The organism is Microvirga sp. P5_D2, from assembly GCF_054049475.1.
The window spans coordinates 1-3,270 of the sequence record NZ_JBFUMH010000300.1 but is presented as its reverse complement, the minus strand read 5'-3'; the positions used below and the strand labels follow the sequence as shown (position 1 = coordinate 3,270).

The following is a 3,270-nucleotide window of genomic DNA, read 5'->3' as shown; positions in this document are numbered from 1 at the left end:
CCCTCCCTGACACTGAGCGGCTTGGGCGCTTCTGCGAAGCGTCGAGAGGTCGCGAGAGGATCTGGCCAATTGCCAGTATAAACCAAGCTGTTTGGCAAATGACGGTTCCGCACTCACTTCGCGAAATTTGATCGAGTGCTTGAACGCCTTCCTGTCCAATCGGGGAAGGGAGGAATGGATGCCGGCGCGATACAAGCGGCGCGGGATCATTTAAGGCTGCCCCAAGTTAACGATTACCACCCCATTTAGAGTTATCAGATGTTCCCCTCCTGGATTCGATTAGGTTTTGAGACCGCAATGCTTGGGCTTGAGTCCCAAAGCGTGGTCTGGACTCGCATGTCTCAGATGTCACTAGGCCAAGGATCGCCAGCCGAAAACCTCAGAATGGTCACGGAGAAGGTAGCAGCCTTCGGCGAAGCGGCCACCACCGTTGCCATGGGCGGAACGCCGCATAAGGTGGTCAGGGGATATCGCAGGAGGGTCAGAGCGAATATCAAGCGCCTAGGGCGCTAGGCATGTAAGCGGGATCGAGCGCCCAAGAGACAAGAAACTCCTTTCAACTCAGGTGGAAATTCTTTGTTCGTGGTCTTCGATCATGGGCGAAGCTTTACTGGCGCCATCCGTTGCGAAGCAGCTGAGACGTCCTACCTAAGCGACATCACTTCAAGGCACTCTCTAGAATAGCGAGTTTGCGTCTTGCATGCGCCTCACTGCCAAGCTGCAAAGGCGAGTAGCATCGTCGAACAAAGAATCCTCCCTTCCCGCCCCTCTCATGACATGGAGGGAGTAGATGGGTACGCACAAGGAATATTGGCAGAAGTCAGCGTCCGAATGGCGGGCACTTTATGAGCAGGCGGAGGCCGACAACAAGCGGCTGCGGGTCGTCGTCGTCTGATGCCACTCCTTGCCATCGAGACCGGGGCTAAGCGAGGCATCGTCGAAACGATAGCCAAAGCTCTCTCCACCCCTTCTCTGCCCTCCCTTGAAGGAGAATTGACATGAGGGATTTTGTGACCTCCGTCGCTCCACTCCCCGGAGCGCGAGACCCGTCGAACCTAGTCGCAGAGTCGAGGCTATAGCCAAGCTCCTCCACCTCTCTACCGTGAATATCACCCCTTTTTGCCAGAAAACTCCCTCAGGGATAACTTGCAGGCCTGTGAACGTAGGCTATTATTTATGGCAATACAGGGGTGCAGCTCATTTGGCAGAGCTTTTGAGGGATCCAATCCTCAAACGTACGTTCGAATCGTGCCACCCCTGCCAATTTACTCCCGAATAATCCATATATGCTTGATTCATATTCGCGAGTTCTTCGCGGCGACAACCGTCAAGCCTCTCTCCACCAGGAGGGAATGAACAGGCTGGTGGTTAACTCGAAAGAGCGCAGCGGGTCTCTGAACCATTCTCCAGCCGTTGAAGTTCAACGATCCCGGTCCCGTTATCTGCCCCCTGCGGACCGTACCTAAGCGCCCGCCTGTCTGGGGGGCGCTTTTTTTTTGGCAGTCTGTTGCTCTCACCCCTCTCCTCGCCCGTCCCTGCCATACCCCTGGCATGACGAAGGTCGCTGACTGGCACATGGAAAAGGGCCGTGCCAAGACTCTGATGATCCCAGTCTGCGGCCTTTGTACCGTATTGCCCCCACGGCAAGGTTCGCAGTATCTGATTTGCACGAGGTGCTGCAACGGTGTGCGATGCACCTCTGAAGTGTTAGGCCAAACTGCCTATGGGGGCGTATTGCAGCAACTGACCTCGCCCGCTTCTCGGCGGGCGTATGCGTTTCAGGCAGCTTGCGCGCCAAGGAGGCCGAGTTCCTCGCCCTCTCAGGACAGGGAGGGAGGGGAATGAGGGAGATTGATATTCCCTCCTTCGACTTACGGAGCTATCAGATTGCATCGAGCACGGTCCATCCGCAGCTTGGCATGTCATCGCCTTTGACACATGCCAGCGCCCCGGAGCGGCTCTCCACCCACACGTTCGTAGCCGTTGGCAGGATCGTGCAGTGCTTCTGCGCGGTTTCCGATTTGACCTGTGCCGTCCAAGCGCTGTTGTTGCCGCGCAGCTCGCTCAGGTGGTTTGCCGTGGCCGCTGTCGAGCAAAGGACGTGAAGGCTGTGAAGCGTAACGCGCTCGCCCTGTGCTGCTGCGGGAGTGGCTGCAAGTGCCAGGACGAGAACAAGGCTTTTCATGGTTGGTACCTTTCGTGTGACTGACCCGAGGAGCTGGGGGCCGTGGAGCTCCCCAGTTGTGTCAGGCGGACTAGTTCAGGAAACGCATAAGACGAGTTTCCCGATGCATACGCCAAAAGAGGGATGGTACCGATATCCCCGTGATTCACGGCCTCATTAGAGCGGTGCAGCACGCCAGAGCTCACGCACTTGTCCCCTTCGAGAGCGGTATGCGCGGACTGCGCAAGGTCGCCAAAATGTATGGCGGGATGAAAGCCTCACCGGGCCAACCGGCAAGTCCATTCACTGCGTCTGGGATTATGCGAAGGACGACCCATGCGAAGGAGCTGGTTGTCGTCTCCTAGCTGCTCTCTCATTCGGTGGCCTGCGACTATCCATTGTTCATGGAAGAAAGCTCGCGTCCCCTCATCAATCTCATCTGAGGAAAGCAGTCTCCGACTTTCATTTTTCCATGAGCCTTCGTCTGTGACCTTCTCAAAATGGCGCCTGGCCGGGAGAGCCGCCCCTTTGCCGAGAGGTTCGCTTAGATCGATTTTATATATGAATTTGCGTGGATCCATGATGCATTTTAATCGGAGGGATTCTCCATACCTATAGCAACCCTCTCTTCACCCTTCCCTGCCACACTCCAGTCCTGGCTCTGCCCAGTTTTTTGACAAAGTTGGCGGCAAGTATGTCCATTCCCTCACAAGATTTGCGGAGGAGATGACATGCTTCCGAATCCGAAATTTTTTCATCTCGGCGACAACGGATTGTATTACGGCTTCTACGGTGGGCTGGATTATTCAGCGGGCGTCGAGGATGGAACAGCCTCCTCTCCCCCCAATCCGCCCCCGGTCGATCAATACGACCAAGTATTCTACGAGCATGATTATGCCTTACAGAACGCCTCGACGCTGGAGGCGCGCCTGGAGGCGCACRTAGATGTCGTGAGAGGCGTCTATGAGCTGCTGATTTGACCGAGAGACGAGGAGGCTCCTTCAAGGAGCCTCCTCTCAGCCTCTCGTGCCATAGCGCTTCTGCCCGCGCTCCTATTTACCCATGATCGCGGGTGGGGCTGCATGAGCTAGGCAGCGGGTGAATAT

The 3,270-nt window shown here is 56.2% G+C and carries 3 protein-coding genes and 1 tRNA gene; 2 read left to right on the top strand and 2 right to left on the bottom strand.

The features are described 5' to 3' along the window. The coding region (locus ACXJKO_RS30835; RefSeq protein WP_457094819.1) for a hypothetical protein at window positions 1-210 on the bottom strand (210 nt) is incomplete at its 3' end. Window positions 211-1,186: 976 nt separating this feature from the next. On the opposite strand from ACXJKO_RS30835, the gene ACXJKO_RS30830 reads away from it, so the two are divergent. Beyond that, window positions 1,187-1,263: transfer RNA gene (locus ACXJKO_RS30830), tRNA-Trp, on the top strand. A 619-nt stretch (window positions 1,264-1,882) separates the two neighbouring features. Here the strand turns inward: ACXJKO_RS30830 and ACXJKO_RS30825 are convergent. Next, a complete protein-coding gene (locus ACXJKO_RS30825) occupies window positions 1,883-2,185 on the bottom strand; it encodes a hypothetical protein (protein WP_457094818.1) in 303 nt (100 codons plus the stop codon). A gap of 710 nt (window positions 2,186-2,895) precedes the next feature. Between ACXJKO_RS30825 and ACXJKO_RS30820 the strand changes: the two genes are divergently transcribed. Then, window positions 2,896-3,144: a hypothetical protein gene (locus ACXJKO_RS30820; protein WP_457094817.1), complete on the top strand. Its 249-nt coding sequence runs from the start codon at window positions 2,896-2,898 to the stop codon at window positions 3,142-3,144. Window positions 3,145-3,270 lie beyond the last annotated feature (126 nt).